26 protein-coding genes are annotated in these 25,571 nt (G+C 60.3%); 23 read left to right on the top strand and 3 right to left on the bottom strand.

The features are described 5' to 3' along the window. Window positions 1-105: 105 nt before the first annotated feature. The 3 genes from AC5RUQ_RS07820 to AC5RUQ_RS07830 are packed head-to-tail and all read left to right on the top strand — an operon-like array spanning window position 106 to window position 5,166. Window positions 106-1,344 carry a bifunctional glycosyltransferase family 2/GtrA family protein gene (locus AC5RUQ_RS07820; protein WP_493946766.1) on the top strand — a complete coding sequence of 413 codons (1,239 nt, stop codon included), beginning with the start codon at window positions 106-108 and terminating at the stop codon, window positions 1,342-1,344. Beyond that, the gene (locus AC5RUQ_RS07825) at window positions 1,341-3,221 is read left to right on the top strand and encodes an ArnT family glycosyltransferase (RefSeq protein WP_493946767.1); all 1,881 of its coding nucleotides are present in this window, start codon (window positions 1,341-1,343) and stop codon (window positions 3,219-3,221) included. Before AC5RUQ_RS07820 ends, AC5RUQ_RS07825 begins: the two co-directional genes overlap by 4 nt. A 58-nt stretch (window positions 3,222-3,279) precedes the next feature. After that, the gene (locus tag AC5RUQ_RS07830) at window positions 3,280-5,166 is read left to right on the top strand and encodes a glycosyltransferase family 39 protein (protein ID WP_493946768.1); all 1,887 of its coding nucleotides are present in this window, start codon (window positions 3,280-3,282) and stop codon (window positions 5,164-5,166) included. Between the two features lie 127 nt (window positions 5,167-5,293). Here AC5RUQ_RS07830 and rpsI read toward each other — a convergent pair whose 3' ends face one another. Beyond that, window positions 5,294-5,800: a 30S ribosomal protein S9 gene (gene rpsI, locus AC5RUQ_RS07835; RefSeq protein ID WP_050684362.1), complete on the bottom strand. Its 507-nt coding sequence runs from the start codon at window positions 5,798-5,800 to the stop codon at window positions 5,294-5,296. Between the two features lie 38 nt (window positions 5,801-5,838). Further along, window positions 5,839-6,282, bottom strand: coding sequence for a 50S ribosomal protein L13 (gene rplM / locus AC5RUQ_RS07840; RefSeq protein ID WP_015937805.1), 444 nt, complete (start codon window positions 6,280-6,282; stop codon window positions 5,839-5,841). A 296-nt stretch (window positions 6,283-6,578) separates the two neighbouring features. On the opposite strand from rplM, the gene AC5RUQ_RS07845 reads away from it, so the two are divergent. The 19 genes from AC5RUQ_RS07845 to AC5RUQ_RS07935 all read left to right on the top strand — a co-directional run bounded on the left by AC5RUQ_RS07845 (window position 6,579) and on the right by AC5RUQ_RS07935 (window position 22,802). Continuing rightward, complete coding sequence (locus tag AC5RUQ_RS07845; RefSeq protein ID WP_493946769.1) at window positions 6,579-7,244, top strand: prepilin peptidase; 666 nt, start codon at window positions 6,579-6,581, stop codon at window positions 7,242-7,244. Between the two features lie 278 nt (window positions 7,245-7,522). Continuing rightward, entirely contained in the window at window positions 7,523-7,723 is a 201-nt protein-coding gene (locus AC5RUQ_RS07850) for a Flp family type IVb pilin (protein WP_493946770.1), read from the top strand. 30 nt (window positions 7,724-7,753) lie between these two features. Then, a complete protein-coding gene (locus tag AC5RUQ_RS07855) occupies window positions 7,754-7,954 on the top strand; it encodes a Flp family type IVb pilin (protein ID WP_493946771.1) in 201 nt (66 codons plus the stop codon). An 83-nt stretch (window positions 7,955-8,037) separates the two neighbouring features. Next, entirely contained in the window at window positions 8,038-8,436 is a 399-nt protein-coding gene (locus tag AC5RUQ_RS07860) for a TadE/TadG family type IV pilus assembly protein (protein ID WP_493946772.1), read from the top strand. Then, window positions 8,424-9,428, top strand: a complete 1,005-nt coding sequence (locus AC5RUQ_RS07865) for a pilus assembly protein TadG-related protein (RefSeq protein ID WP_493946773.1) — start codon at window positions 8,424-8,426, stop codon at window positions 9,426-9,428. Before AC5RUQ_RS07860 ends, AC5RUQ_RS07865 begins: the two co-directional genes overlap by 13 nt. Before the next feature lie 23 nt (window positions 9,429-9,451). Continuing rightward, on the top strand, window positions 9,452-10,234 hold the full coding sequence (cpaB, locus tag AC5RUQ_RS07870; protein WP_493946774.1) for a Flp pilus assembly protein CpaB: 783 nt from the start codon (window positions 9,452-9,454) through the stop codon (window positions 10,232-10,234). After that, a complete protein-coding gene (locus tag AC5RUQ_RS07875; protein ID WP_493946775.1) occupies window positions 10,231-11,430 on the top strand; it encodes a CpaE/TadZ family protein in 1,200 nt (399 codons plus the stop codon). The genes cpaB (AC5RUQ_RS07870) and AC5RUQ_RS07875 overlap by 4 nt, the downstream gene beginning before the upstream one ends. Further along, window positions 11,427-12,887, top strand: a complete 1,461-nt coding sequence (locus AC5RUQ_RS07880) for a TadA family conjugal transfer-associated ATPase (protein WP_493946776.1) — start codon at window positions 11,427-11,429, stop codon at window positions 12,885-12,887. Before AC5RUQ_RS07875 ends, AC5RUQ_RS07880 begins: the two co-directional genes overlap by 4 nt. After that, window positions 12,887-13,840 carry a type II secretion system F family protein gene (locus AC5RUQ_RS07885; RefSeq protein ID WP_493946777.1) on the top strand — a complete coding sequence of 318 codons (954 nt, stop codon included), beginning with the start codon at window positions 12,887-12,889 and terminating at the stop codon, window positions 13,838-13,840. Before AC5RUQ_RS07880 ends, AC5RUQ_RS07885 begins: the two co-directional genes overlap by 1 nt. A gap of 10 nt (window positions 13,841-13,850) precedes the next feature. Next, window positions 13,851-14,723, top strand: a complete 873-nt coding sequence (locus tag AC5RUQ_RS07890; RefSeq protein ID WP_493946778.1) for a type II secretion system F family protein — start codon at window positions 13,851-13,853, stop codon at window positions 14,721-14,723. 483 nt (window positions 14,724-15,206) lie between these two features. Further along, the gene (locus AC5RUQ_RS07895) at window positions 15,207-15,419 is read left to right on the top strand and encodes a Flp family type IVb pilin (RefSeq protein ID WP_493946779.1); all 213 of its coding nucleotides are present in this window, start codon (window positions 15,207-15,209) and stop codon (window positions 15,417-15,419) included. A 100-nt stretch (window positions 15,420-15,519) separates the two neighbouring features. After that, a complete protein-coding gene (locus AC5RUQ_RS07900) occupies window positions 15,520-15,894 on the top strand; it encodes a TadE/TadG family type IV pilus assembly protein (RefSeq protein WP_493946780.1) in 375 nt (124 codons plus the stop codon). Further along, entirely contained in the window at window positions 15,891-16,922 is a 1,032-nt protein-coding gene (locus AC5RUQ_RS07905) for a pilus assembly protein TadG-related protein (protein WP_493946781.1), read from the top strand. The genes AC5RUQ_RS07900 and AC5RUQ_RS07905 overlap by 4 nt, the downstream gene beginning before the upstream one ends. A 37-nt stretch (window positions 16,923-16,959) precedes the next feature. Further along, on the top strand, window positions 16,960-17,715 hold the full coding sequence (cpaB, locus tag AC5RUQ_RS07910; protein WP_493946782.1) for a Flp pilus assembly protein CpaB: 756 nt from the start codon (window positions 16,960-16,962) through the stop codon (window positions 17,713-17,715). Then, window positions 17,712-18,908 (top strand): CpaE/TadZ family protein, encoded by a 1,197-nt coding sequence (locus tag AC5RUQ_RS07915; protein ID WP_493946783.1) that lies wholly within the window; start codon window positions 17,712-17,714, stop codon window positions 18,906-18,908. The genes cpaB (AC5RUQ_RS07910) and AC5RUQ_RS07915 overlap by 4 nt, the downstream gene beginning before the upstream one ends. Beyond that, entirely contained in the window at window positions 18,908-20,410 is a 1,503-nt protein-coding gene (locus AC5RUQ_RS07920; RefSeq protein ID WP_493946784.1) for a TadA family conjugal transfer-associated ATPase, read from the top strand. Before AC5RUQ_RS07915 ends, AC5RUQ_RS07920 begins: the two co-directional genes overlap by 1 nt. A 9-nt stretch (window positions 20,411-20,419) precedes the next feature. After that, the gene (locus tag AC5RUQ_RS07925; protein ID WP_493946785.1) at window positions 20,420-21,352 is read left to right on the top strand and encodes a type II secretion system F family protein; all 933 of its coding nucleotides are present in this window, start codon (window positions 20,420-20,422) and stop codon (window positions 21,350-21,352) included. 7 nt (window positions 21,353-21,359) lie between these two features. After that, entirely contained in the window at window positions 21,360-22,244 is an 885-nt protein-coding gene (locus tag AC5RUQ_RS07930; RefSeq protein WP_493946786.1) for a type II secretion system F family protein, read from the top strand. A gap of 93 nt (window positions 22,245-22,337) precedes the next feature. Then, window positions 22,338-22,802 (top strand): Hpt domain-containing protein, encoded by a 465-nt coding sequence (locus AC5RUQ_RS07935; RefSeq protein ID WP_493946787.1) that lies wholly within the window; start codon window positions 22,338-22,340, stop codon window positions 22,800-22,802. Between the two features lie 32 nt (window positions 22,803-22,834). On the opposite strand, the gene AC5RUQ_RS07940 is transcribed toward AC5RUQ_RS07935, so the two are convergent. Then, window positions 22,835-23,629, bottom strand: coding sequence for a response regulator transcription factor (locus AC5RUQ_RS07940; protein WP_493946788.1), 795 nt, complete (start codon window positions 23,627-23,629; stop codon window positions 22,835-22,837). A gap of 264 nt (window positions 23,630-23,893) precedes the next feature. Between AC5RUQ_RS07940 and AC5RUQ_RS07945 the strand changes: the two genes are divergently transcribed. After that, the gene (locus AC5RUQ_RS07945; protein WP_493946789.1) at window positions 23,894-25,561 is read left to right on the top strand and encodes an ATP-binding protein; all 1,668 of its coding nucleotides are present in this window, start codon (window positions 23,894-23,896) and stop codon (window positions 25,559-25,561) included. The last annotated feature ends 10 nt before the right edge of the window (window positions 25,562-25,571 follow it).

A 25,571-nucleotide genomic window follows, 5' to 3' on the forward strand; every position in this document is an offset into this window, starting at 1 on the left:
CCTTTGAGCGGGGGCAATTACTGGGACTACTTGGTTCTTTTCGCCGTTACCTGTCTTTGCTGAAAAGCCTCGTCATCCGCAATTTGCCGCCCGTACGATCCATGCATGACACCTAGCTATGGGGGCTTGGCGCTCGAAATTGTTGTACCGGTCTACAACGAAGAAGCGGTACTCGAAACCAGCATCATAAGGCTCGCCGAATATCTGACGCACCAAATGCCGTCGACGTGGAAAATCACCATCGCCGATAATGCAAGCACCGATCGGACTCCGGTGATTGCCGCTCGCCTTAGCGAGCACATGCCGAACGTTGAATATCGCCGTCTTGAGGTCAAGGGCCGCGGACTCGCGCTAAGAGATGCTTGGGGCGCTTCAGATGCGAAAGTCCTCGCCTATCTGGACGTCGATCTTTCCACCGATCTTGCAGCGTTACCACCGCTGGTTGCGCCCTTACTTTCGGGACACTCCGACATTTCCATAGGCACGCGACTGGGGCAAAGCTCGCGCGTGAGTAGAGGTCCGAAGCGGGAATTCATATCCAGGTCTTATAACTTCCTGCTCCGGCGGACCATGCAAGTGCGCTTTTCGGATGCTCAGTGCGGGTTTAAGGCAATTCGGGCCGACGTTGCCAAACGGCTGCTCCCCCATGTGGAGGATAACGGCTGGTTTTTCGACACCGAACTGCTGATCATTGCCGAGCGTTCCGGACTCCGTATTCACGAAATCCCGGTCGACTGGGTGGATGATCCTGACAGCCGGGTGGACATCAAACAGACTGCTATCGACGACCTTCGCGGTATGGCTCGCGTCGCTGGTTCTTTGGTCAAGGGCGTCATTCCCGTTCAGGCGATTTACGCCGAACTAGGACGCCGCCCCATTGTGCCCGTGGACCGCCCCAGCTTCTTTGGCCAGGTGCTGCGCTTTGGAGTTGTTGGCGTAGTTTCGACGCTGGCTTTCGCACTTCTATATCTCGTTTTCCAAGGACAGTTCGGCTCTCAAGAGGCCAACTTCTTAGCACTGCTCCTAACTGCTGTTGGCAACACGGCTGCCAACCGGCGATTCACTTTCGGCATCAGCGGCCCCGAGAAGCTGTTCACGCACCAGTTCCAAGGCTTGATCGTCTTTCTTTTGGCTTGGACTGTTACATCCTCTTCATTGTTGGTACTGCATGCTGCCAGCCCGGATGCCGCGCCAAACCTGGAATTGCTGACACTAACTGCCGCCAACGTATTCGCCACACTTATGAGGTTCGTCCTCCTGCGGCTTTGGGTGTTCCGAGTACAGCAAGGTGGCCAACGGTCCTCTTTGGTAGGGCTGCATCCTGTCGGGGAGCCGGTTCGGTGACTGTGGCTGAGACGCGGGCAGCGGCTCCTATGCTCGGTCACGGAGTCCGAAAGCAATTAGCGTGGGAGCAAATCGGCCTGACCATTCTTCTGACTGCCACCGCTGCGGTTTTCCTATGGGGGCTAGACCGGAACGGTTGGGCCAACCCGTACTACTCCGCCGCTGCCCAGGCAGGGTCGCAGGATTGGAAAGCGTTTTTTTACGGCTCCCTCGATGCCGGCAACCTGATTACGGTTGATAAACCACCTCTCAGCATCTGGATCATGTCTCTCTCGGTCCGGCTTTTCGGACTGAGTTCCTGGGCGCTGCTCGTCCCTCAGGCGCTCATGGGTGTGGCCACTACTTGGCTAATCTTCAAGATCATCCGCCGTAGCCATTCCGCCGCACCTGCCCTGCTCGGTGGTCTAATTTATGCCACCACGCCCGTGGTTGTACTTATGTCTCGCTATAACAACCCCGAACCCCTTATGGGGCTGTTAACTGTCGCAGCCGTCTACTTCGTCCTCCGGGCGGTGGAGGACAACCGTTGGACCTGGTACCTACTTGCCGGCACCGCACTCGGTATGGGTTTTATGGCCAAACAAATTCAAGCCTTGCTCCCAATTCCTGCTTTCGTACTTGCCATATTGCTCTTTGGGATCGGTACATTGGCCTTCCGGCTCCTCCGACTACTTGCTGCCTTCACCGCTTTAGTCGTGAGCGGCGGCTGGTGGATGACCATCGTCGATCTCACTCCGGCAGCGAACCGCCCGTACGTCGGCGGATCCAGAACCAACAGCATTGTCGAACTCACGGTGGACTACAACGGCCTCGCACGGTTCTTACGGATCCCTACAAAAATCAGCGGTGGCCGTTCAGTAGCTAATGATGACCTTGCTCCCTACAACGGGGGGTTTTCAAGGATCTTTGACGGAAACTTCGCGCCGGAGATCGCGTGGGTCTTATTTCCAGCAATAGCTCTGACAATAGTGATAATCGTCTTGAATGGAACATTGGGGTTCAGCAATCTGCAGAGGAACGTTGCCGCAGTATCTATAGCTTGGTTCCTGACTGCCTTCCTCTTGCTGTGCTTCATGGGCTCCATGATTCACACGTATTACACATTTTCCCTAGCCGCTCCTCTCGCCCTAGTCGTGCCCATCGGCCTTTTCAAGTTATGGGTTAAGCGGGACCAGTTGATCCCTCGCCTGCTGGGGACGCTCATTGTGGGATCGTCCACCTATATGAGCTACCGAATACTCAACTACAGTGACGCCTGGCCCATGTGGTTCCATATGATCGTCGTCGTCACCGGCATCGCCGCCGCCGCCGGTTGGCTTTTCGCCTATAGCGTGCCTGCCTCAAAGCTGGCGGCATGCAGCGTCGCAGTTGCAATCGCAATTGGACCACTCGGAGCCGACTTCCACACTCTTGCCACGCCTCAAAACGGTACCAATCCCCAATCAGGTCCGATTGCCAACGATCCCATGGCAATGTCACGGTTGCTTGCAGTCGCCAAGGCAGGATCACCGGCCTGGGCAGCCCACACTGCGTTCGGAGCCAAACCATCCAACCCCGTCACCGAGATGCTACGGGAGTCCAAAGGTGAACAGGATTGGGCGGCAGCGACCTATTCAGCACAGAATGCAGCGCTGTATCAGCTCGAATCGGGCGTTCCGGTCATAGCGCTAGGTGGCTGGCTCGGAACTGATCCAGCACCGACTTTGGACCAGTTTCGAGGTCTAGTCGCGAATGGCCGGGTCGGATACTTTATCTGGCAACAAGATCTGCTGGACCGGGGCGAACTTAGCCAAGACACGATTGATATTTCGTTGTGGGTACAGGACAACTTTGAGGAGCATTCAGTCGATGGCGTCAAGATCTATGACCTCCGTTAGCGCATCCACCCGTACCGCCCGAATGGGTTCTACAGCTCAATCAACGTGGCTTGGCCGGATGCCACGCGCCGCTGTCCGTACGCTCTTCGTAGGAGCCTCAGATCAGCCGAAATGGGAACGGCCTGCATTGTTGATGGTCCTGTTGTCGAACACCGTGCTCTACACGGCCAACATCGGCATCAGTGGTTGGGCCAACTCGTTCTATTCGGCTGCTGTGCAGGCCGGCACCATGGATTGGAAAGCTTTCTTCTTCGGTTCATCGGACTGGGGTAACGCCATAACGGTGGATAAGCCACCCCTGAGTTTATGGATCATGGGGATATCAGCCAAAGTATTCGGGCTATCACCAGAAAGCATTCTCTTGCCTCAAGCGGCAATGGGAATCCTGACAACTTTCCTCATTTACCTCTTAGTACGACGGAATTTTTCGGCTATTGCTGCTTTAACCGCCGCAACTGTTTTCTTCACAGCGCCAATCATCACCTTGATGTCGAGGTACAACAACCCGGATCCGCTGATGCTGTTGCTAATGGTGGCCGCTGCGTACTTCGTGGTTCGTGCTGTGGAGACAGGGCGGACCCGCGACTTCGTTTACGCTGGACTCGTTCTTGGATTGGGATTCATGACCAAGCAGTTACAGGCGATGCTTAGCCTTCCTGCCTTGGCGGTCGCGTTCCTGGTCTGTAGCCACATTGCGTGGTGGCAAAAGATCCGCACTTGCTGCGTCGGCTTGACCGCCTTAATCTTTGCCGGTGGGCTCTGGATGTCAATTGTGGAACTGATACCACCGGCTGCACGTCCATATATCGGCGGATCCACAGACAACAGTGTTATACAACTAACTTTGGCTTACAACGGCCTGAACCGCGTGCTCCCCAGAGCAAAGGACCCTACCGTCAGCCTCATTCCCGCACAGTTTCGATCCGTCGAAAGCGATCAGGGCTTTCTACGGCTTCTTAACGGCAACTTCGCCCAAGAAGCAGGATGGTTACTCCTGGCAGCTGTTTTATCGTGCGTTTGGCTTCTCCTGGCATGGCGTGGTCTTACTGGCACACGAGGCAGGAAAGCCACCGCCATCCTCTCAGTCGTTTGGTTCATAACGACCTACCTGATGCTTTCGTTCATGGGTGACGGGATCCATTCGTACTACACCGCTACACTGGCACCCCCTCTCGCTTTGGTCATGGGGCTCGGGACCGAGGCACTCCGGACTTGGAGTTCCAGAAAGAAGGCGAGGCTGGCGGCGTCCTTTACAGTAGCCACCGGCACCCTAATCGCGTGGGCACTCATGAATACAGTGGAGGGCTGGCCATCACTGCTGCTCACCTCAATACTTGCTGCCGGCCTTGCCGGCGCTGTCTTGCTCGCCGTGCCTCCACCGGTACCGTGGCTAAACGCAGTTGCGTGCGCCCTCTCAGCGGGCGGACTTATCGCCGCCCCCTTGGCAACGTCCATTTATACGGCTTCCGTACCCCACAGCGGTTCGAATCCCCTGTCCGGCCCTCTTACGAAAAGTACAACGAGCATCAGCCGATTTCTCGACGGCGTCAGCCAAAAACAACCCAGTTGGGCTTACGACATCGGGTTTGGGTACGACCCTGGACCAGCTTTGGTTGAGCTCGTGAAACACTCGTCATCCTGCGCTTGGGGGGCCGCTACATATCCCTCACAGTCAGCGGCCAAACTTCAGCTGGCCTCATCCCGAGCCGTTATGCCGGTCGGGGGGTTTGCCGGTATGGATCCAGCGCCCACTCTAAGCCAGTTCAAGGATCATGTGAACCGCGGGGATGTCTGTTTCCTGGTTTGGCATCAGGACCATTTGGAGCTACCGGATCGAAGCGCCGCGTTGATTCAGATTTCAGACTGGGTGAAATCGAATTACCAAGCCACCGCGATCGACGGAACGACCGTTTACGACCTGAGACAGCCAGCGGACGCGGGTTAGAGACTCAAAAAAAGCTATGGCTCCGAAACAGCGACTTCTTTGTCTCAGTTGCTCCGACCTACGACGCATGCTGGAATGCGAGAAGCCCGCCCCGCCAATGGCGGGACGGGCTTCTGTGTAAGCGGATTTAGCGCTTGGAGTACTGCTGAGCCTTACGGGCCTTCTTGAGGCCAGCCTTCTTACGCTCGATGACGCGGGCGTCACGTGAGAGATAGCCGGCCTTCTTCAGGGTGGCGCGGTTGTTCTCGACGTCGATCTCGTTCAGCGAACGGGCGATGCCGAGGCGCAAGGCACCGGCCTGGCCGGAAATGCCGCCGCCGTGGATGCGGGCGATAACGTCGTAGGCACCTTCGAGATCGAGGATCTTGAAGGGCTCGTTGACGTCCTGCTGGTGCAGCTTGTTCGGGAAGTAGTTGTCCAGCGCGCGGCCGTTGATGGTCCACTTGCCGGAGCCGGGAACAACGCGAACGCGTGCAACGGCTTCCTTGCGGCGACCAACAGCTGCGCCGGCAACGGTCAGTGCCGGACGCTCCTTCTTCGGCGCAGCGGCGTCAGCAGCTGAGCTTTCAGAGGTGTAGCTGGTCAGGGTTTCCTCAGCCTCAACGGCTTCGGTGGTCTCTTCGTTCTGAGCCACGATTCTCCTTGTATAGATAAGTTGTTTGGTGGCCAGGACTACTGGGCGACCTGGGTGATTTCGAAAGTCTTGGGCTGCTGGGCGGCGTGCGGGTGCTCAGCACCGCGGTACACCTTCAGCTTGCCCAGCTGCTGCGCAGCGAGGGAGTTCTTGGGGAGCATGCCCTTGATGGCCTTCTCAACGGCGCGGACCGGGTTGGATTCCAACAGTTCCGCGTAGTTGACGGAGGTCAGGCCGCCCGGGTAGCCGGAGTGGCGGTAAGCGCGCTTCTGCTCCAGCTTGGCGCCGGTGAGGGCAACCTTTTCAGCGTTGATGATGATGACGAAGTCGCCCATGTCCATGTGGGATGCAAAGGTGGCCTTGTGCTTGCCGCGCAGCAGGATTGCGGTCTGGCTCGCGAGACGACCAAGGACAACGTCTGTGGCGTCAATGACGTGCCACTGGCGGTTGATATCGCCGGGCTTCGGGGTGTACGTACGCACGGTGTTTGCCTCGTTCTTATTCTGGCGTTCTTGTTTAGGAGCCACTCAGGGGTGGGCACCTACTATCTGCGCGCTACCGGAACAGAGGTGAGGGCTCTATGTAACCAGTCATCCTGTGGTTCCGAATGTGCACGTTGAGGAGTCATCCTGCAACCGGATTCTCAGCGGGCACGCACCATCGGAATAGGACACGCACAACGACTACCAAGATTAGCGCGTTAAGGGGTTCAGGGTCAAAATGGGGTAGCCGGAGGCCGCCTCAGCACCTGCCGGCCTGACGGACGCAGGGGGTCGCGGTGTTTGCAGTGGGTAATGACGGTTTAGCCACGTGGGTCCTGGCTATTGGCGCCGGCGTCTTGGGATTGGTCCTGTGCCCTGTCATCGAACTGCTCATCGCCAAGCACCTTCCCAGGCTGGGCGGCCTCCCCGCCCTTCCCATCAGAATCACGACGGCGGCACTCACCGGCCTCGCGTGCGCGGCCTTTACTTTGCGGTTTGGAATGGGTCCCGCCCTGCCGGCTTTCATATTCCTGGCCGCGCTGGGCGTGCAGCTCGCACGCATCGACGTCGCACTGCATTTGCTGCCCAACCCGCTCGTATTAATGCTGCTCGTGGGTGGTTTTTTTATCTTTTTGATCCCCGGGTTATTCAATAAGCAGGCTGATGATCTCCTGCGCGCGGTGCTCGGTGCCGTCATCTTGTTTCTTGGCTACCTTATTTTGGGGCTTATTACCCCCGGCGGCATCGGGATGGGCGATGTGAAGCTGGCGGCACCCGTCGGCCTTTACCTCGGGTACTTAGGCTGGAGTCAACTGCTCTACGGCGGACTCCTGGGCTTCATCCTGAACGGTGTAGTCACAGTGCTGATGCTCAGCCGAGAAGGCCGGAACAAAGCCACAGAAGTGGCCCACGGCCCCTCTATGCTCGCCGCTACGGCGACTGCCGCCCTCTTCCTCACCTAGCTTCCTCGGGCGATCTTTCCGGGCCCGGCCCGGTTAAGCGCGCCACACGTCCAAGTAGTGCGCCCGTGTACTCACTTGCCTTTCTGAGTACTACCCCCGCCTGGCAAGTACGTACTTTTAGTGCCTTGGGAAAAAGTCGAGTACTACTACGCATTGTTGCCCTTGCCCCCAAATGACAATCTCTTCTTAGCGAAGTCCAGCCGCTAAAGGATTTATGGGGGCAGCTGGAAATTCGTTGAAATCAATTCACCCATTTCACCGAATTAAAGGAAATTACAATGACTTCACTTATGGTCTCGATGATGGCTTTTGTCGCCGGCATCAAGGATCGGTTCGAGTCCGAAAAGGGCGCAACTGCCACGGAATACTCACTGCTCGTCGGCCTCATTGCGCTGGTCATCGTTGCCGGTGTGACACTGTTCGGCGGCAACCTCAACACCTTCTTCAGCAACCTCGCCGGCAAAGTCGGCGCCTGGTAAAGGCGGAGCTCGGCAAAGGAAGGCAAACCCATGTCTAGCTTCAAGAAAGACCTCTACCAGTTCGTCATTGCCCTTCGGGGGCTCCTATCCAACGAGAAGGGTGCCACGGCGACGGAGTACTCGCTCTTGGTGGGTCTTATCGCGCTGGTGATTGTGGCAGGGGTAACGCTCTTCGGCGGAAACCTCAACACATTCTTCAGCAACCTCGCTGGCTCCGTCGGCGCCTGGTAAGCCAAATCAAACGGTGTGCCGTGCCCACAAAAGGCGCGGCACACCGCACTTATTTTCACGCTGCAACCGTCCAGGGGGACCCGTTGAAACGCAGCCATAAAACTCGGAAACACGACGAGCAAGGCGCGGTGGCCGTCGAGTTCGCCCTTGTCGCCCCGATCTTGGTCGCGATGATTATCGCCGTCGTCGAATTTTCTAACGCTTACAACGTTCAGTTGTCCGTTACTCAGGCTTCACGTGAAGCGGCCAGGACTATGGCAATTACAAAGGACGCTGCGAAGGCAACTACTGCCGGCAAGGCAGGTGCGCCCTCAATCAATGCTTCGCTCTTGACGTTCGACTACTCAGCAGCGACGTGCCCCGCTACAACCCCAACCGCGAACGCCGTCGTAACCGTCAAGTACAGCGGCTCATCGCTGACCGGATTTTTTGGGTCCACTCTCACAATCTCAGGCAAAGGGGCCATGCAATGCGGCGGTTAATCACCAGGGCAAGGCGTGCACGATCAGGTGAACGTGGAGCGGCCGGGGTAACGGTTGCTGTCATGATGCTTGTTCTCATCGGTGCCGGCGCAATGGCCGTCGATGTCGGTCAGATATACGCCGAACGCTCCCAGCTGCAGAACGGGGCCGATGCGGGGGCCTTGGCGGTTGCTAAAAGTTGTGAGCAGGGCTCCTGCGCTCCTGCATTGGCCGACGGCCTGGCGAACTCTAACTCCAATGACGCCGCCAGCAACGCCTCCGTAGATTTCTCTGTCCCTGGTCAGGTGACGGTTACCACGTCGACTAAAAACGGTTCCTCCAGTTTCCTAACAAACCTTTTTGCAAATGCCATAAATGCAGGCCCCGTAACTGTCGGAGCCCAAGCGACAGCAGGTGTCGGGCCCCCTGGAAGTGGTTCCGGGTTCCCTCTGGCATTATCGGACAACTGCTACAACTTGACATCAGCGAGCCCCACCGCGGTGGTGCAGAAGATCTCATACAAGCCGGGCGCCACATGCACTGGTCCCTCGGGAACTCAGATTCCCGGCGGTTGGGGCTGGCTAGACGAATCCTCGCCTTGCAACGCGGCAACTCAAGTTGGCAATAACGGTATGGCCTCTGATCCAGGCAATAACCCTCCCAGCGGCTGTTCGGCCGTCCTCACTGGGTGGCAAAACACAATCCTCGGAGGCGGCGAGGTCAAAGAACAGTTCCCGGTCTTCGATACCGCTACCGGAACAGGAAATACGGGCAGCTTCAACATCGTCGGCTACGCAACTTTCAAGATCTGGGGCTGGAAGTTTGGGAATAACCACGAATACGAGTTTCGAAATACCGCGACAGACCCGGGTATGACGAGTTCCCTCTCGTGCAGCGGTGGGCAAGAGCGGTGCATCATCGGTCAGTTCGTTGAGTACGTCGCTATCGGGTCCGGAAGCGTGATCCCCGGCGGTGTGGACCTGGGCACTTCGGAAATCCGACTTATCAAGTAGTTCCAACAAAGGGGAAGTAGAAAATGAAAGCACGCCTGCTGGGAGGCATTGCCGCACTGGTTGTCGCAATCATAGGCACGGTCCTTCTTTTCAATTACGTGCAAGGCGCGGACCGCCGCGCGCTTGCCAACACAGAAACCGAAGACGTCCTTGTAGTAAAGCAGGAGGTGGCTGCCGGCACTCCGGCCAGCCAGCTCGGCCAGTACCTCATCACCAAGACGGTTCCTAGAACCGCCGTGGCCGAGGGAGTTGTTGACGACCTTAACTCGCTGGGTTCCAAAGTAACGTCAGTAGCACTGGAGCCAGGAGAACAGCTCCTGACGAGCCGCATGGTGGACGCAAACGCGTTCTTGGGGCCAGCCAGGGTCGAGGTTCCGGAAGGCCTTCAGGAGATTACAGTTCGCCTTAGCATCGACCGTGTTGTGGGCGGAAAAATTCAGGCCGGCGACACGGTTGGCGTCTTTATTTCACTTGGTGATGCCGGTGGAGCAGCCGGCGAGGGTGGCAGCGGAACGCAGCTGACTTTCCACAAAGTGTTAGTGACCGCAGTGCAGTTCAGCTCCGGCCAAGCCGCGCAGACACAGGGCGAGGCAACCCAAGCAAGCTCGCAGGGCGCCCTCAACGCTGAGAGCTCGGACAAGCAGACGTCGAGTGACTCCTACCTAATCACATTCGCCAGGAACGCAGTTGATGCTGAAAAGCTGGTGTATGCGGCCGAGTTTGGAAAGATCTACCTCTCCAAAGAGCCGGCTGAGGCCACTGAGGGCACCAACGGTGTTGTCAATCAGACAAAGGTATTCAAATGAGCCGCTTCATATTGATTTCCCCGTCCGTGGACTACGAGCGGAAGGTTCGGGCATCAGTGGCTCCGCTGAGCGGCTCACTGCAGTTCTTCCAGGCCGCATACCTGCCCGAGTCTCCGGAGGACATCCTTCGGCAGCAGGCTGGCGAACCGCCGGAAGTACTGATCCTCGGGCCGGGTTTGCCCCGGGATGAGGCCCTCAAGTTCGCGGCCGTAATGGATCTCCAGTATCCGGAAGTCAGCATTGTGCTGGCTGCGGACGACGACGGCGAACTGGCCTTGAACGCGATGCGCTCGGGCATCAGAGACCTCATCCCACCTTCCGCTGACATGGATCAGGTCCGCGCTTTGGTAGAGCGTGCGAGTCTGGCAGCCGCGGGACGACGGCGCGGGCTAAGTCCCAACACCGCGGAGCGGCCAACTACCGAAGGTGGACGGGTGGTGGCGGTCATGTCGCCGAAGGGCGGCGTTGGCAAGACCACGATCGCGAGTAACCTGGCCATCGGGCTGGGGCAGATAGCTCCAATGAGCGTAGTGGTGGTCGACCTCGATCTTCAGTTCGGCGACATTGCCAGTGGCCTGCTGCTAGACCCTGATTTCACTATCACCGACGCCGTGGTGGGAGCAGCGAGCCAGGACGCCATGGTCCTCAAGACGTATCTGTCTCTTCATCCCGGAAACATCTACGTCTTGTGCGCCCCTCACAACCCCATCGAGATGGACAGGATCACGGGAGATCACGTAAGCCACCTGCTGCGTCAACTGCGGGCTGAATTCCAGTATGTAGTGGTGGATACAGCCCCAGGACTTGGTGAGCACGTCCTGGCAACCCTCGAGCAGGCCACGGATGCAGTTTGGGTTTGTGGCATGGACATCCCCAGCATCCGCGGTCTGAGGACGGGATTCCAGATTCTCTCGGAACTTGATCTCCTCCCTGACAACAGGCATGTTGTCCTCAACATGGCTGACCGCAAAACTGGCCTCACCGTCCAGGACGTGGAAGCCACAATCGGCGCTCCCGTTGATATCGTGCTCCCCCGTTCGCGAACAGTTCCCTTTTCAACAAACAAGGGTGTTCCTCTCCTGCAGGACGGAAGCAGGGACCCTGCAGCTAAGGGCCTCAGACATCTGGTTGAGCGCTTCAAACCAAACTGGGAAGCCCCCCGTAAGAAGCTCCACCGAAGGGCGGTAGTGCAGTGACACTCTCAAACCGATTTGCCAAGCTGCGCTCCGACGGAACCAGCGCCGATGTAGTCGCGCCAGTATCCTCGGTACCGCAGGTCCCCGCAGCTACCCTCAGCGCTTTGCAGCAAGCACAAGCGGCTGAACAGTCTCAGGCTTCCACCCACGTGGAGCTCACCGAGGGTAGTGCAAGCGAAGCGCTGGCTGGTCTTAAGGAGCGGGCGAGCCAGGCTTTGTATGAGCGGCTAGGTTCCCGGATTACTGACTCGTCCTTGGAAGAAACTGAGCTCCATCAGTTCGTCAAGGATGAGCTGAGGGCAGTCGTCGATGAAGAACAGGTTCCTTTGTCGCAGGGGGAACGCCAGCGACTGACCCGCGAGATCATTGACGACGTCCTCGGCCACGGCCCCATGCAGCGCTACCTGGACGACCCAAGCGTCACCGAAATTATGGTGAACCGAGCGGACCAGATTTACGTGGAACGCCACGGCCAGCTGTTCCTTACAGATACCAAGTTCACAAGCGAAGATGCCTTGCGGCGAGTCATCGAGCGCATCGTGACACGTATTGGCCGTCGGATCGACGAATCTTCCCCTTTGGTCGACGCCAGGCTCCCCGACGGTTCACGTGTCAACGCAATCATCCCGCCGTTGGCGGTAAACGGGGCTTCCCTGACGATTAGAAAGTTCTCACGAGAAGCGCTCACGGTTGAGAAACTTATTGGTTTCGGAAGCCTTTCCCCCGAGATGGCCGAGCTCCTCAGAGCATGTGTGCTGGCCAAGATGAATATCATCGTTTCCGGCGGTACCGGCACTGGCAAAACCACGATGTTGAACGTTCTGTCTTCCTTCATCCCGGCTTCGGACCGGATCGTGACTATTGAGGACGCAGTCGAGCTGCAGCTTCAACAGGATCACGTCGTCAGGCTCGAAAGCCGGCCGGCCAACATCGAAGGAAAAGGCGAAGTTTCAATTCGCGACCTGGTTCGCAACTCGTTGCGTATGAGGCCTGACCGGATCGTCGTGGGAGAAGTCCGTGGAGGTGAGTCGCTGGACATGCTTCAAGCAATGAACACCGGCCATGACGGCTCGATTTCAACTGTTCACGCGAACTCTCCACGAGATGCCGTGGCCCGGTTGGAAACCCTCGTGCTGATGGCCGGCATGGATCTTCCGTTGCGGGCAATTCGCGAGCAAATTGCTTCGGCGGTGAACCTCATCGTTCACATCTCCAGGCTCCGGGACGGATCTCGACGGGTGACTCATGTGACCGAAGTCCAGGGCATGGAAGGAGACATCGTGACCCTTCAGGACGCCTTCGTCTTCGACTACTCAGCAGGCATTGACGCCAATGGTCGCTTCTTGGGGAAGCCAATTCCGACAGGGGTCCGGCCACGCTTTACAGACCGGTTCGAGGAACTGGGCATCAAGATTTCTCCAGCTGTGTTCGGTGCCCAGGCAGTCAGGAGCCGGTGATGGCAGTACCGGAGGACTCAGTCGCACCTATGGTTCTGGGAGTGCTGTTGATTTTTGCAGCCGTCATCCTACTGTTCACAGTGGTCCTTAAGTCCAAGCACGTAATTCCGATGGAAAGACGCCGTCCGGACGTCGCGGCCGCTGCTTCCAGGCTCACCCTTCTCACCGATACCGCCGTCGGCGCGATCAACAAGAGACTGAAAGGGAAGAACGACTTCCTGGTCAGTCGGGAACGGCTCGAGCGCGCCGGGCTGAAGGCCCAGCCGGCCGATTTCCTCTTGATGATGGGGGCAGGCGCAGTGGCCGGCGCCGTTCTTGCCTTCTTATTGGGCGGCCTTTTCTTCGCACTCCTGGCACTCGCGGTCGTCCCCGCGGCCATGCTCGCCTATCTCTCGGTGTTGACGTCGAGGCGCAAAGGCAAGTTCGACGAACAGTTGCCCGATACGCTGCAGATGTTAACGGGCAGTATGCGTGCCGGCCACAGTCTCCTCCGCGCCATCGATGCTTCAGCACGCGAGTCTGATGCGCCAATGTCTGAAGAGCTAAGCCGTATTGTCAACGAGACCAGGATCGGCCGGGACCTCGGCCAATCGATGATGGATGTTTCCGCACGGACCGGCAGCGAAGACTTCGCCTGGATCTCACAGGCGATCGAGATTCACCGCGAGGTTGGTGGAGACCTGGCGGAGGTATTGGATCATGTTGGCGAAACTATCCGCGATCGAAACCAGATCCGCCGGCAGGTAAAAGCCCTGAGTGCCGAAGGAAAAATGTCCGCAGGCGTCCTCATGGGGCTTCCTGTAGTCCTCTTCTTCGCATTGATTTTTATCAACCCCCAGTACTCCAAGACCTTCACGAGCACGGTGCCCGGCTATCTAATGCTGGCAGTTGCGGCCGTCATGCTGACGGCCGGCGGTTTCTGGCTCAGCCGCTTGATCAAACCCAGGTACTAGGAGCAATGACATGTCACCAATAGCACTGGGCGCGATGCTGGCAATCGTTCTCCCAATTTCGTATCTGGTTTGGTCGGTGTTCGCCACCGACAGGGTTGCCATCCGCAACATTCAAGCCAACCTTGGCCAGAGGGCCAGGAACGCGTCCCAGCAGAGCCTTTCCGTAGATGCGAGCGCCGTTGCCCGCAAGATCACGCCAGTCGGTTACGTGGCGTGGTTGGACAAGCAGCTTGCCGGTGTGGGGCGGCCGAAGGAGTGGCCGCTGGAACGCCTCTTGGTCGTCAAACCCATGCTGGCACTGGCAGGAGCGGCTTTCGGTTTGTTCTTTTTCCTTGCATCCCCGGCGCCCGCTCGCTTTGCCCTTTTGCTCGCCGCAGTAGGGTTCGGCTACTTCGCGCCGGATCTGCTAGTGCGAACCAATGCCGAGAAACGGAGGGCGAAAATCAGGCAGGAACTGCCCAACACCCTGGATCAGATGCTGATCTCCGTGCAGGCCGGCTTGGGTTTCGAAGCTGCAATGGCCCGAACGGCCCAGAATGGAAGCGGGCCGCTCGCTGACGAAATGACCCGGACCTTGCAGGATATGCAAGTAGGACGTTCCCGGAAGGAGGCCTACCTGTCGCTGTCTGAACGTGTTGATGTCCCCGATCTCCGATCCTTTATCCGGGCCATCGTTCAGGCGGACGCGTACGGCATTGCCATCGCAAAGGTTCTGAAGGTTCAAGCCCATGAAATGCGCCTTAAGCGCCGTCAGCGGGCAGAGGAACATGCGATGAAAATCCCCGTGAAGATCCTTTTTCCGCTCATCTTCTTCATCTTCCCGACCCTCTTCATCATCCTGCTGGGGCCGGCCGTCATGAACATCATTGCTGCCTTTTCCTAGGAGGACCGGTGAACTACCTGACACGGCTTCTGAATAGCCTATCCCACATACTCACGGCCTTCCGTGATCAGGAACGTGGCGCCACCGCTAGCGAGTACAGCATCCTGACGGGCTTCATCGCCATGGTGATAGTAGCCGGAGTAGGTCTGTTCGGGACCTCACTCAATTCCGTTTTCGGTTTCCTCACCACTGGCGTGAGGACCGCACTAGGCATTCCTTAGCGAACCCCCGCAATTGCGCCATCTGGCGCCCCCAATACCGGACCCCCTTGGCACCCAGAACCGAGGGGGTCCTTTTGCGTGCCCACGGAGTTCAAATCCCAGCGTTAGCGCAGTAGGAACCAAGCAATAGCGCAGGAAAAGTACACCGCGGAAAGCCTTTACGCAGGATGTCCCAAGATACCGATTTTGGCCCGTTTCTCGTTGCTAACTTCGTATCAGTGCTGGTGCAGGGCCAGCCATCCGACTCGCTCAGGAGTACAGAATGCTTTCTCTTTACACCAACCTCATGATCCGTCTCCGCAAGGACGAAAAGGGTGCCACCGCCGTCGAATACGGCATCATGGTTGCACTCATCGCCGTCGTCATCATCATCGCCGTCACTCTCCTCGGCAACAACCTGAGCAGCATGTTCAATAACGTTGCCGGGAAGGTTCCTGTTCCGACGACGGCCGCCACCGGCGGTGCCGGCGGCTAGAAAGCCCACGCCGTCCGGTTCCGGCCCCCCATATCGGAACCGCACCGCCTCGCCCAGCCAGGCCAAGAAAACACGAGTCACTCAAGAGGAGGTGCAGCAGGTGTCACATGATTCGGAACGCGGTGCGGCCGCCGTCGAATTTGCACTCCTGCTGCCCCTCCTCTTGATGCTGGTTCTAGGAACTATCGAATTCGGCCGCGCCTACAATGCGCAGATCACGCTGACCAACGCAGCCCGCGACGGCGTCCGGGTGATGGCCATCGCCAATGACCCCACCAGCGCCAAGACCGCCGCAAAGAACGCGGCCGCATCTGTCAGCACCACCATTCCCACCTCAGATATCACACTGAGCACCGACGCGTGCAGCACGGGAAACCAGGTGACGCTCACCATCAAGTACAACCTGTCCACGATCACCGGCATCGCCGGCCCTTTTCCCATGACAGGCAAGGGGGTCATGTTGTGCGGCGGATGACGGCGAGCAACAGCAACAACGAACGCGGTGCAGTCTCAGTCGTCGTCGCCATCCTCCTGGTCACCCTCCTGGGCTTCGTGGCGATTGCCGTTGACGTCGGGGTCATCTACTCAGAACGCGCCCAACTGCAAAATGGCGCGGACGCCGCCGCCATCGCGCTCGCCCAAAAGTGCGCGCGGGAGGCGACAGATCAGGTGTGTTCCACGACGTCGGCACTCGCCGGAAGCCTCGCCAACCAGAACGCCCTGGACGGCATGAGCAAGGTTTACGGCATCGAATTGGATAAGACGGCCCGAAAGGTCGGCGTCACCACCTCCGCGAAGGAAGCGGGCGGTGCAGACAACTCTGTCTCCCTCTTCTTCGCAAATGTCCTCGGCATCCCGAGCAAGGAAGTCGGTGCGCGGGCGTCAGCGGAGTGGGGCAGCCCTAATGCGGGACGTACCGCCTTCCCCCTGGCCTTCTCCATCTGCCAGGTCAAAGGCCACGTGGACGGCTCGCTTCAGCTCCTCCAGGACCACGGAAACAACGCCAACCCGGACTGCAACTATGGTCCCTCTGGAGCAGCCGTGGCCGGAGGCTTCGGCTGGCTTGCGCCGGACGCGGGAAAATGCGGCGGCACCATTGATCTCTCCACCAGCGAGGGCGGCAGCGACACTGGCAACAATGCGCCGGGACATTGTTCCGCCGAGCTCACCAAGTGGGCCAGCGAGATTAACGCGGGACGAAAAGTCGTCGTTCTCCTCCCGGTCTTCAACAAGGTCACAGGAACAGGCTCCGGCGCAATCTACGGCCTGATTTCCTTTGCCGCGTATGAAGTGACGGGCTGGAAGTTCAGCGGCAACAGCGGACTTCCCTATGAGTTTCGCAGCGAAAAATCCACGACGACGGGCGTCACCACCGCGACGGAGTGCAAAGGGAACTGCCGTGGCATCATCGGCAGCTTCATCAAGTATGTCTCCCTCGCTGACGGCTACACCCTCGGCCCCGTAAGTGAGTACGGCGCCACCGTAGCCCGCCCGATCCTCTAACCCGAAACCCCAGCCACCCCATATCCAGGAGTTGAAAGTGAAGTCTCGCCTGCTCGCCGGTACGGCCGCGGTTGCCCTGGCGCTCGTGGGGGCGATCCTCATCATCTTCTACGCAAACGGTGCAGACCAGCGTGCCTTGGCATCGACAGAACCCGTGGATGTCCTGGTCGTGAAGGAAGCCATCCCCGCGGGCACCCCAGTCAATGACATGGCGGTTTCACTGGCGATCGAGAAAGTCCCCGCCGCCGGAAAGTCAGAGTCCGCGCTCAGCACGCTGGACAACAAGGCCGGAACTGTCAGCGCCGTCGACCTCGTGCCCGGCGAGCAACTCCTTGCCGAGCGGCTCATCGCCCCCGCAGACGTCAAAGCACAGGGCGCCATCGAGGTTCCCCCTGGCCTCCAGGAAGTTTCCTTCGAGGTGGAAGCGAAGCGCGTGGTAGGCGGCAGGATTGACGTCGGCGAGCACGTGGGAATCTTCCTTACTTTCGAGAACGGGGCCTACAAAGCGAAGCCCGAAGACGCAACCACCCAGCTGACAGTACGCAAAGTCCTCGTCACCGCGGTCCAGCGTGCGCCCCAGGCCGCGAGCGCCGAAAAGCCCGCGGACGGCTCCGACCCCCAGGACACCACGTTCCCAGAAGGCTCCCTCATGCTCACCGTCGCCGTCAGCGATATCGACGCCGGCAAGATCGTTTTCGCCTCTGAGTTCGGCAGGCTCTGGCTCACCAAGGAACCCCTCGATGCCCAGGACAACGGACCCCGCGTCGAACGCAAGGAAGGGGTGTACAAGTGAGCCGCTTCGTCCTCCTCTCCCCCAACGGTGACTTCGACCAGAAGCTGCGCGCCGCCGTCGCCAACGGTCTCCGCGGATCCGTGCAAACTATTGCCTCCGACATTCTCCCCGCAGGTCCGGCGGAACTATTCGCCCTCCTCAACCAGGAGCAGCCCGAAGTGCTGATCATCGGACCGGACGTCCCCTACGAGGAAGCGTTGCGGTTCGCCAAGGTCTTCGACGTCCAGCTGCCCAACCTCAGCTTGGTCCTGGTCAGCGACGTGGATCCGTCTTTCCTGCTGCACGCCATGCGCGCCGGTATCCGGGACATCCTCAGCCCCCAGGCGGAAGCCGCGGATATCCGCGTCCTACTGGAACGGGCTTGCCAGTCCTTCGCCACCCGGCACCGCGACCATGCGGCGCCGCCGACTGAAAATGGCGGCAAGGGCCTGGTGATCGGCGTCTTCTCCCCCAAGGGCGGCGTCGGCAAGACGACCCTTGCCACCAACATCGCCATCGGCCTCGGCCAGATAGCTCCCATGAGCGTGGTCATTGTGGACCTTGACCTGCAGTTCGGCGATGTCGCGTCCGGCCTCTACCTCAACCCCGAACACACGGTGACGGATGCGGTCTCACCGGCGGCAGCCCAAGACTCCCTGGTCCTCAAGGCTTTTCTAACTGTGCACCCGGCGGGTATCTACGCCTTGTGCGCTCCGCCCAGCCCGGTGGACGCGGACCACATCACGCCGGAACAGATCAGCCGGCTGCTGGAGCAGCTGGCCCAGGAGTTCCAGTATGTGGTTCTCGACACCGCACCGGGCATGCCCGAGATCGGCCTCGCTGCCATGGAACAATGCACCGACGTCGTCTGGGTCAGCGCCATGGACATCCCCAGCCTCCGCGGCCTGCGCTCGGGACTGGAAGTGCTCCGGCAGCTGGAAATCATGCCCGAATCGCGGCACGTTGTCCTGAACATGGCAGACGCCAAAGCGGGGCTCAACGTGCAGGATGTCGAATCCACCATCGGCGCGCCCGTGGACGTCAGCGTCCCCCGGTCCCGCGCCGTGGCGCTCTCCACCAACCGGGGCATCCCCGTGCTCCAGGAATCCAAGAAGGACCCCGCCGTCAAGAGCCTCCGCCAGCTGGTGGAGCGGTTCAATCCGGCCTGGCGTGCCCAGGCCCAGCGCAAAGTTCACCGAAGGGTGGTCATCTGATGAAGCTCTCCGAACGGATCAGCGCGGTTCAGGACCGCAGCCAGGCATCCGCCAGCAACGTCGCCTTGCTTGAACCGCCCCGCCCTGCCGCTCCCCCCGCTCCGGTGAGGGAGAGCGGGCCCCGGCGCCTTCCTGCCCAGCAGCCTCCTGTAACTCCAGCGTCCGACGCCGGCACCCCCGCAGTGCCCAAGGCACAGCCCGTGGATGTCTTCGCAGCCATGAAGCACCGGGCGGCCACTGCCCTTTTCGAGCGGATGGGCGCGCGCTTTAACGACGCTGCCGTCACCGAGCACGAGCTCCGGGCCACCGCCAAAGAGGAACTGACCCGGATCATAGACGCAGAGCAGGTCCCGCTCACCGCCGAGGAACGCACCCGGCTGATCCGCGATGTGGCCGACGATGTGCTGGGCTACGGTCCGCTCCAGCGACTACTGGATGATCCGGCCGTCACGGAAATCATGGTAAACCGGATGGACCAAATCTATGTGGAGCGGAAAGGCAAACTGACGCTCACCGAGTCCCGGTTCAGCTCCGAAGAGCACCTGCGCAAGGTCATCGAGCGTATCGTCTCGAAGGTCGGCCGCCGCATCGACGAATCCTCCCCGCTGGTGGACGCCCGCCTCGAGGACGGGTCCCGTGTGAACGCCGTCATTCCTCCTCTGGCCGTGGGCGGCTCGTCGCTCACCATCCGTAAATTCAGCAAGGTCCCGCTGACGGTCCGCAACCTGATTGACTTCGGGACGCTGACGCCCGAAATGGCTGAACTGCTGAACGCCTGCGTCAAAGCCAAGCTCAACATCATCGTTTCCGGTGGTACGGGTACGGGCAAGACCACCCTGCTTAACGTGCTGTCCTCATTCCTCCCCGCTGACGAACGGATCGTCACCATCGAGGACGCGGTGGAACTGCAAATCCAGCAGCAGCACGTAGTCCGGCTCGAAAGCCGGCCCCCCAACACCGAGGGCAAGGGTGAAGTAACCATCCGCGAACTGCTCCGTAACTCCCTCCGCATGCGGCCCGACCGGATCGTGGTGGGTGAGGTCCGTGGCGGGGAATCGCTGGACATGCTGCAGGCCATGAACACGGGCCACGACGGCTCCCTTTCTACCGTGCACTCCAACTCGCCCCGCGATGCCGTAGCGAGGCTCGAAACCCTGGTGCTAATGGCCGGGATGGATCTGCCGCTACGCGCCATCCGTGAGCAGATCGCCTCCGCCGTCAACCTCATCGTCCAGATCTCCAGGTTGCGCGACGGCTCGCGCCGGATCACCCACGTCACGGAAGTCCAGGGCATGGAAGGAGACATCGTGACCCTTCAGGACGCGTTCGTCTTCGATTACTCCGCCGGTGTTGATGCCCACGGGCGCTTCCTGGGCAAGCCGGTTGCCACCGGAATCAGGCCGCGGTTCATTGACCGTTTCGAAGACCTGGGCATCCATGTGTCCCCCAGTGTCTTTGCCGGTCCCCAAGTTCCTGCCAGCCACGCCACCCCCGGAAGATAAGGCACAGCCATGATTCTTGCTGCTGGAGCCGTCATCCTGCTCGTGGCCGTTTGCCTGCTTGGTGTCGCTGTGATTCTGCCGGGCGCCCCCTCGGTGCCGCTGGACCGCCGTCGTCCGTTTGATCCTGAGCCGCCATCCTCCCTGACGCGATTCGCACTCTCCGCCGTCCGCTCTTTCGAACGGCTCCTGCACGGACGCAACGTCTCCCTGTTCTCCCGCGCGGAACTCGAAAACGCCGGGCTCCGTCTGAGCCAGGCTGAATTCTTCCTGCTGGTGGGCATCGGTGCCTGCATCGGAATGCTTGTAGGCACTGTCACCGTGGGTCCGCTGGTGGGTATCCTCCTTGCACTGCTGGCGCCGTTCGTCGGAAAGCTCGTCCTCGGATTCCTCGCGGGGAAACGCCGGGCTGCTTTCGACGGCCAACTCGGTGACACCCTCCAGCTTCTCTCCGGCGGCCTGCGTGCCGGCCACAGCATCCTTCGCGCCATCGACGCAGCAGCCAGCGAGTCGCAAAAGCCGACGTCGGAAGAGATGCGGCGGGTCATCACCGAAACCAGCCTGGGCCGGGACCTTCTGGCAGCACTCAACGACACTGCGGACCGGATGAAGAATGAGGATTTTGTCTGGATCTCGCAAGCCATCCAGATCAACCGCGAAGTGGGCGGCAACCTGGCGGACGTCCTGGACCAGGTCAACGAAACCATCCGCGAGCGCAGCGAGATCAAGGGCCACATCAAGGCATTGGCGGCCGAAGGCAAGTTCTCGGCTTATATCCTCATCGCGATGCCCTTCGGCATAGTGGGCATGCTCGTCTCCGTAAGCCCGAACTACATGAACCCGATGTTCACCCATCCACTGGGCTGGACAATGATTGGGGCGTCATTTGTCCTCATGACCATCGGCGCATTGTGGATGCGCAAGATCATCGACCTGAAGTTTTGAGGACACTGTGAATTTGATAGTTCTCCTCTCCATCCTGCTGGTGTGTGTCCCCCTGGCTGGGCTCGCGTGGTCCGTTCTCAGCGTGGACAGACAGGGCCGCGTGGCGGTCAGCGATCTGCTGTCCCGCGGCGCCGCCCTGGTGGACGTTGAGCCCAGCGGCAAGCCGAGCCTGCTTGAGACCATCGGCAGGCGCCTCACTCCCCCTGCGTACGTCGCCTTCCTGGACCGTCTGTTGGCCCTCGCGGGCCGGCCGGCATCCATGCCGTTGGGTAAGGTCCTGGGTTCCAAGCTGGCGATAGGCGTGACGGGAGCCGGACTGGGCTTTTACGTCACCGCCATTGGAAGCACCCCCCTGATGAAACTGGCAGGTCTTTTCGTCCTGGTCCTCGGCTACTTTATTCCGGACCTGCTGCTCTACAGCAAGGGCCAGGAGCGCCAAAAGGTGATGCAACTGGAGCTGGCCAACACGCTGGACCAGATGCTGATCTCCGTGGAGGCCGGACTGGGCTTCGAAGGCGCGATGGCACGGGCAGGGGAAAACGGCAAGGGGCCGCTTGCCGAAGAACTGGTCCGCACCCTGCAGGACATGCAGGTTGGCCGCAGCCGCAGGGAGTCCTACCTTGCGCTGGCGGAAAGGACCAACATCCCAGAGCTGCGGAGCTTTGTGCAGGCCGTGGTCCAAGCAGACACGTATGGCATCGCCATCAGCCGGGTGCTCCGCGTCCAGGCGAAAGTCATGCGGGTCAAGCGGAGGCAGCGGGCGGAGGAAAAGGCCATGAAGCTCCCCGTGATGATCCTTTTCCCGTTGTTGTTCTTCATATTCCCGGTCTTGTTCATCGCCATTCTCGGACCCGCCGTCATCAACACGATCGTGACTTTCAGCAGCCAATAGGGCGGAAGTGTATGGCCGCAAAAATGACTCAAGGTTTACACAGGATCACCCAAAATAGGCCAACCAATTCAACCCAGGAAGTAGCCTTGAAGAATGCAAAGTCCCGATCCCGGCTCCAGCGACAGGAGCGCACCTGCGAATCCGCCGCAGCCCGGGATCACAGCGGTTACCGGTTCCGGGTATTCACAGGAAGCGGCCGGGCTCTTGCCGCTTGTTGACGCGGCCGTGCTGGAGGAGCTGGAAGACGAACTTGCCGGCTCCGGCCTCGCCCAGCGCTTCGCCCGCGATTATGCCGCCATGTGGGACCAGCGCTGCACGCGGCTGGCTGCAGCGGTGGACAGCCAGGACAGCGAATCGGCTCTCGATGCCGTCATCAGCCTGAAGATCAGCTCCGCCATGGTGGGCGGGGTGCGCCTGGCGAAACTGGCTGAACTGCTGGAAGTACTGATCCGGCGGGGCGACTTCGGCCAGGGCCAAGCTTTGATGAAACGGGTTGCCCAGGACGGCGGCCAGACGGTATCCGAACTCCAGGCGACGTACATTCTCAAAAACGGCTAGCCTGACCCGACGCCGGCCTTTTGCAGAACGGCTTAGACAGCGTCCGGCCTGCCGGGCGCCAACCTGTACCCGACTCCCCGCACCGTCTGCAGCCAGCGCGGCGACACCGCATCTTCCTTAAGCTTCCGCCGCAGGTTGCCGATGTGGACCTCAACGGCCCGCTCGTCCGCCTCGCTGATATAAGTGTCCTCACCGTAGAAGTCGCCGCGCACAGCCCGGACAAGGTCGGCCCGGGTGCAGACCGCCCCGCCGCCGCGCAGGAGGACGTGGAGCAGATCAAACTCGCTTCGCGTGAGCCCGAGCGGCTCTCCGTTGATTTCCACCGTGCGTGTCCGGTGGTTCAGCGCCAGGCCGTTGTGGTGCAGGACCGCGGAATCCTCCAGCCGGGCGGCCGCAACAGGCGCAGCGGGCGCTGCTCCCCAGACGGATGACGCCGGTCTCTGCGTGTTGACCTCGTGCCGGGGCCTGCGCATCATCGCCGCCACCCGTGCCCTCAACTCGCGGGGTCGGAAAGGCTTGGCAATGTAGTCGTCAGCACCGGCGTTAAGGGCGGACAGCAGGTCCGGCTCCTCGGTCCTGCCGGTCAGCATCACCACGTAGGCGTTGCTGAAATTGCGGATCCGCCGCAGCACTTCGAACCCGTCGATGTCCGGCAGTCCGATGTCCAGCGTCACCACGTTCGCCTGTTTGGCGCGGACCACTTCCACTCCGGCCCGCCCGTCAACCGCTGTATGCACCTCGAAGCCGGCCTGGCTCAACACTCCTTCGAGGAGGTTGCGCACGTCGGCGTCGTCTTCGATTACTACAGCCACACCAAGATCGTCCATTGATATCCCTGCGCCAGGCGGTTATGGCCCCCCATCAGCCCAGCGCTAATGCCATACCCGCTCCAACCCTTTATACGCTACAAGTAAGCCGTGCTGATCACATCTGTTTCAACATTGCATTTGAAAAGTCAATTATTATGACAAGTATGTGGATTACGAGCCGGAGAGGATGTGCCACCTTGCTCAACGGGAATTCTGTTGCCCCAGCGGTGAATATCCAAGTGACAATCCACCGTAGCCTGAGCGGCGGCCGTAGCCGGGGTCATGGCTGAGGGGCTTTTTCCACGCGGACCTGCCCGCTTCTTCCAGCGCCTCGGGCCGCGGTCGCAGGTTGCCCTGTGCCAACTGCCCCTGACTTTGATCGTGGCGGCCCTTGCCATTGCCACCCCGTTCGCGTGGCCCACGCTGCTGCACAGTCCGCTCTTCCTGGCCGGGATCCTCCTTTCCGGCATCCTCATCCTCGGCTGCCTTCTGGTCCCGTGGGAGCGGCTGGCGCACCGCCCCTACCTGCTGATCCCCATCCTCGACTTCGTCGCTATCGGGCTTCTCCGGAACGGCGCCGCGCCCCTCCTCCCGGGACTTGCCGTCCTGGCGGTGTTCCCGGTGATCTGGCTTTCCGCCTCGGGCATGCTCGCCAGGAGCAGCCTGGTCCTCAGTTTTTTCGGCCCCATGCTCATCATGGTTCCCTCACTGGCCGGGCGGTTTCCCAACCTGACGCCCTCGGACATCACCACCACGCTGCTCTTCCCCCTCATGATGCTTTCCGTTTCCCTCGCCATCAGGTTCGCGAGCATGCACGTCCGGCTGCAGCAACGCGAACTGGCCCAGAAGGACAAGGAACTTCGGAAGCTGCTCCGTGAGAGCCGTGAGCGTGAAAAGCTGCTTCAGACGGTCCTTGACGCCACCGACGTCGGGATTGCCGCCGTCGACCGTTCCGGCCACTTCCTCGTTTCAAACGACCGGCAGCGGAACTTCCGCCGGGCAACCGGTGCCGACGACGCCATGCCCGGCCAGGGCCACCAGCTGATCTTTGGCCAGGACAGGCGGACCCTGCTGCCGCCGGAGAAGCGTCCGATCAGCCGCGCCATCGCCGGGGAGTCATTCGCCGACTACTTGGTGTGGGCCGGAGAGGGAACGGAGCAACGCGCAGTCTCGACGGCGGCCCGGCCCCTCGTCGGCGAGGACGGCCAATTCACCGGAGCTGTGGTGGTCTACAGCGACGTCACCGGCTGGGTGGAAGCCCTGGCAGCCAACCAGGAACTGGTTTCCAACGTGACCCACGAGTTCAAGACACCCCTGAACTCCATCATCGGCAACGTGGACCTGGTACTCGACGACGTCGCCGCCCTGCCGCCCCAGGTGGCCCAGCGCCTATTGGTGGTTCAGCGGAACGCTGAGCGGTTGCTGGCGCTCGTGGCGGACCTGTCCGCTTCGGCGTCGGCCGCACTTAACGTCCACCCCAAACGCACGGACCTCGCCAGCCTCGTGGAAACCAGCATCGGTTCGGCCCAGGCGCAGGCGGAGCATGCGAACATCCGGCTCACGGCAGACGTTCCCTCGCCCTTGTGGGCCTACGCGGACCCGCTCAGGATCGGGCAGGCACTGGACAACCTGGTGTCCAACGCCATCAAGTACTCGCCCGACGGCGGGAAGGTGAGCATCAGCGCCCGCAGCACCGACGACTGGGTGCAGCTCAGTGTCAGCGACACCGGAATGGGGATCAGCAGCGAGGACACCACCAGGGTCTTCAAGCGCTTCTTCCGAACGGAGTCCGCCAAGGGCGCCGCCATCGCCGGCGCCGGCCTCGGCCTGTCCATCACCAAGATGATTGTGGAGCGCCACGGCGGGCACATCACGTGTGTCAGCGGGCAAGGCCAGGGAAGCACTTTCACGCTGACCCTGCCGGCGGAGGGCCCGCCGCCGTCATTCTAGGGGGCGGGCG

The organism is Arthrobacter sp. MDT2-3, assembly GCF_059090465.1.